The sequence below is a fragment of the Aerococcus sp. HMSC23C02 genome, assembly GCF_001806805.1.
Lineage (GTDB): Bacteria > Bacillota > Bacilli > Lactobacillales > Aerococcaceae > Aerococcus > Aerococcus sanguinicola.
Map to the genome: position 1 here is coordinate 1 of NZ_KV786039.1, position 3,098 is coordinate 3,098.

4 protein-coding genes are annotated in these 3,098 nt (G+C 43.1%); 3 read left to right on the forward strand and 1 reads right to left on the reverse strand.

Features of this window, described 5'->3' with window-relative positions; translation table 11 throughout:
* Positions 1-454 precede the first annotated feature (454 nt).
* Entirely contained in the window at positions 455-682 is a 228-nt protein-coding gene (locus tag HMPREF3090_RS09735; RefSeq protein WP_101603763.1) for a hypothetical protein, read from the reverse strand.
* A gap of 614 nt (positions 683-1,296) precedes the next feature.
* Here HMPREF3090_RS09735 and HMPREF3090_RS00185 point away from each other — a divergent pair.
* The 3 genes from HMPREF3090_RS00185 to budA all read left to right on the forward strand — a co-directional run bounded on the left by HMPREF3090_RS00185 (position 1,297) and on the right by budA (position 3,057).
* A complete protein-coding gene (locus tag HMPREF3090_RS00185) occupies positions 1,297-1,908 on the forward strand; it encodes a hypothetical protein (protein WP_067971976.1) in 612 nt (203 codons plus the stop codon).
* Positions 1,909-2,044: 136 nt separating this feature from the next.
* Positions 2,045-2,335, forward strand: coding sequence for a hypothetical protein (locus HMPREF3090_RS00190; protein WP_067971980.1), 291 nt, complete (start codon positions 2,045-2,047; stop codon positions 2,333-2,335).
* Between the two features lie 14 nt (positions 2,336-2,349).
* Positions 2,350-3,057, forward strand: coding sequence for an acetolactate decarboxylase (gene budA, locus HMPREF3090_RS00195; protein ID WP_067971983.1), 708 nt, complete (start codon positions 2,350-2,352; stop codon positions 3,055-3,057).
* Positions 3,058-3,098: the final 41 nt, after the last annotated feature.

Sequence of the window (3,098 nt, forward strand, 5' to 3'; positions counted from 1 at the left end):
TGACTAAATACCTTGCTAGCTACTCAATCGCCTAATATCGCTATATAAGCCCCTCTAGCCGTGATGAGGGTAACCCCTCCCTAGTTTGATCCCCTCTGAATCCCTGGCCACTTGTTCAAGCTGGCATATTAAAAAGGCTAACCGTGATGGCTAGCCCTTTAGAATTATTTAGTGATGTAGATGTGACGATTGGAAATATTTTTCCATTACCCATCCTTCATCACTTTTGTATCTATCAGTTTTTCATTCGTCTTAGGCGCCACTTTATCCCGTGCATGATACATGCATACCGTGCGTATTTGCTGTAAGCTCTGTTTCTAGTTCTGATTCAACCCCTGGCACTGAAGCGAGATTTTTTATTTTACCGCTGATTGTACGGTACAAATATTCATTAGAATTTAAGGTATTCTTGTTATACTTACTAATCCAATAGTTCAAGTTGTCTAGCTCTCTTCTACTTCATTAAAACCCTTAATCTTGGATAGTAAGGCATATGTACCTCTCCCTCATCTAATCTGAAACCTGACAGACACAAGGTACCAGCTACTGGACATTTTTCTAGACGAGAGCTAATTTCACAATACTTATCAGCGATAATGGTGAAATAATATCTCTGCCCTTCATTTGTGACACTCACATAATTGAAAATTTTAGGGGTCACATCGCTATGCCCAACTGTCATATAAGCAAAACACTCCTTCCTCTCCTTTTTGTGAATTCTAGTGAGAGCTAGTAAGTACTAATGTTGATTTGTCGGTCTTTATCGCACTTACTAAAGGCTAGTAAAGTCTAATAAATGCTAGTTTTTACTCGAATTTCTATAACTTTTTGGACCGTTAACGAGCTAAATTAGCTAATGTATAGCATCCATAAAAAAACAAGCAGCCTGGCAGGTCAATTTGCCAGACTGCTTGTTTTCTGTTCATCCATCTCATTTGATTATTCTATCTAAAGGAAACAAAAGCAACTAATCATCTTGATCATCATCGCTATCTCTTGGCTTAAAGAAGACTGACCAAAAGCCTCTTAAGGTTAGATGTTTGCAGAAATAGAACCATGCAGACCATACCAAAACCATAAAGAGTACAAATAAGAAATGTAGTAGACGATGAGGCATTTTAATCATTGCTCCTCTATATTTCAAGCACAACTAAGAACTTAATCATTTTGCACTTTTATTATACCATATAATCAAAAAAGCAAAGTACTTAGGCAGGCATCGCTAAATTTCTTGACATTTTATTTCCACCTGGTATTGTGAATAAAAATATTTATATTTTACGAGGAGGAAAAGGAATGAAGAAATTATTGTTACTAGCGCTAGCTGCTGCTACGTTAAGTGCTTGCGGTGATCAGGTTAAGGAAGCCCCTGCTGGGAAGGTTGAACTGCAGGAAGAGAGTAAAGAAAGTAAGCCTGAAGAACTTACAAAAGTCGGGCAAAAATCAAATGATCCAGAATTCGGCAGTCTCGAACTCAAGAAAATAGCTCAACCCGAAAAAACGCTAGACATTGCTCCTGAATTAAAAGCGACCATCCATAACGTCAAACTTTTTCAGTCTGATAAAGGCGAGGCAGACCCTGTTTGGGACATGGTTGGGGGCAATCCAAAAGATGGTTACTTCTTACAAATTGTCTATTCTATAGAAAATCTATCAGACCAAGAAATTATCGGTCCCCATTTTGATCGGGTCATCTTAGATAATGGTGAACAAATCGATGACCATGTTCTCCTCAATCAAACGACTGAATTAGCCCCTAAAGCTAAAGCTTCTGACCAAGTCATGCTGGTTGGCGTCCCGACTGAAGAATTTTCCGGCTTCTCTCTGGAAATGACTACTGCTATGACCATGGACGAAAATGCCATGGACCCCATGATTCAAACCCAAGCGATTGATTTTCAATTTTAAGTGCTAACTTCTTAAGGAGTATACACGTTTTATCGGACCCTAGCGCTAAACTTTAGGGTCTTTCATTTTTTGCTCTGGCTTCCTTCCTTGTGCTAAAATAGGCTTAAATAACTAAGGATAATAAAAGGAGGATGCGATGATTTCCAAGGCAGCTCTATCCTATTTAGAAGCTGAGGGGATCCATGATTTACGGGTGGAATACCCCCAGTCTTTATTCAATTCTTGCTGTGAAGCCAGTAATTTTGAGCCTGAGGTCAAGCGCGGACAGCCCGCCCATCCAGAGAACTATCAGAGCTTCCAAGCTGGACCGGTGACGATCTTCCTGCACCGGTCTGTCCGTCTCTCTGACCGGGGCGACTGGGAGATTGGTCTCTTTCGCTTCTTAGGCTACAAAAAACTAGTTTTCTCTGGCTTTCGTCCCATTTAATGAAAGGAGCCTATATGTCTAAATTATTTCAACACCAAAGCTTAGGCGATTTGATGGCGGGGTTCTTTGATGGCAGTATCCGTTTCGGTGAACTCCTTGACCATGGCGATACCGGCCTCGGCACCTTCCACGCCTTCGACGGGGAGTTTATCATGGTCGACGGCCAAGCTTACCAAATCCGAGCTTCCGGCCAGGTTGTAGAGGTCGAGCCTGAATTGACCAGCCCCTATGCTGCCGTCACCTTCTTCGAGCCAGACCGCTTTGAAGAGATTAAACGGCCCACAACCCTGAAAAAAATGCGATCTGAGATTGGACAGATGGTCCAGAGCAAGAACGTCTTCTCGGTGATTCGAATTGATGGCCACTTCGACTATGTCCATACCCGGGCGGTGCCAAAGCAAGAAAAGCCCTATCCGCGCTTAGTTGAAGCCACCCGGGTCCAACCTGAATTCGAACAATACGATATCATGGGGACGGCAGTCGGCATCTATACGCCCCACCTCTACGATGGCGTAGCCAAGGGCGGCTTCCACTGCCATTTCATCAGCGATGACCGCAAGTTTGGCGGCCACATTCTGGACTACATCGTCACCGATGCCAAGGTCCAAATCCAAACCATCGACAGCTTGGAGCAACACTTTGCAACAGACTATGCCGAATTCATGGAAAACGACATCGACTACGACAACCTCGCCGCCGAAATGGAAGAAGCTGAAGGCTAAAGGGTGAGAGACTTGGCGGTTAGACTCGGATGATTGGAGCA

Bases quoted from the DNA above. Each gene is read 5' to 3' on its own strand.
- HMPREF3090_RS00190 (WP_067971980.1), top strand. From the start codon at position 2,045: ATGATTTCCAAGGCAGCTCTATCCTATTTAGAAGCTGAGGGGATCCAT.
- budA (WP_067971983.1), top strand. From the start codon at position 2,350: ATGTCTAAATTATTTCAACACCAAAGCTTAGGCGATTTGATGGCGGGG.
- HMPREF3090_RS00185 (WP_067971976.1), top strand. From the start codon at position 1,297: ATGAAGAAATTATTGTTACTAGCGCTAGCTGCTGCTACGTTAAGTGCT.
- HMPREF3090_RS09735 (WP_101603763.1), bottom strand. From the start codon at position 682: ATGACAGTTGGGCATAGCGATGTGACCCCTAAAATTTTCAATTATGTG.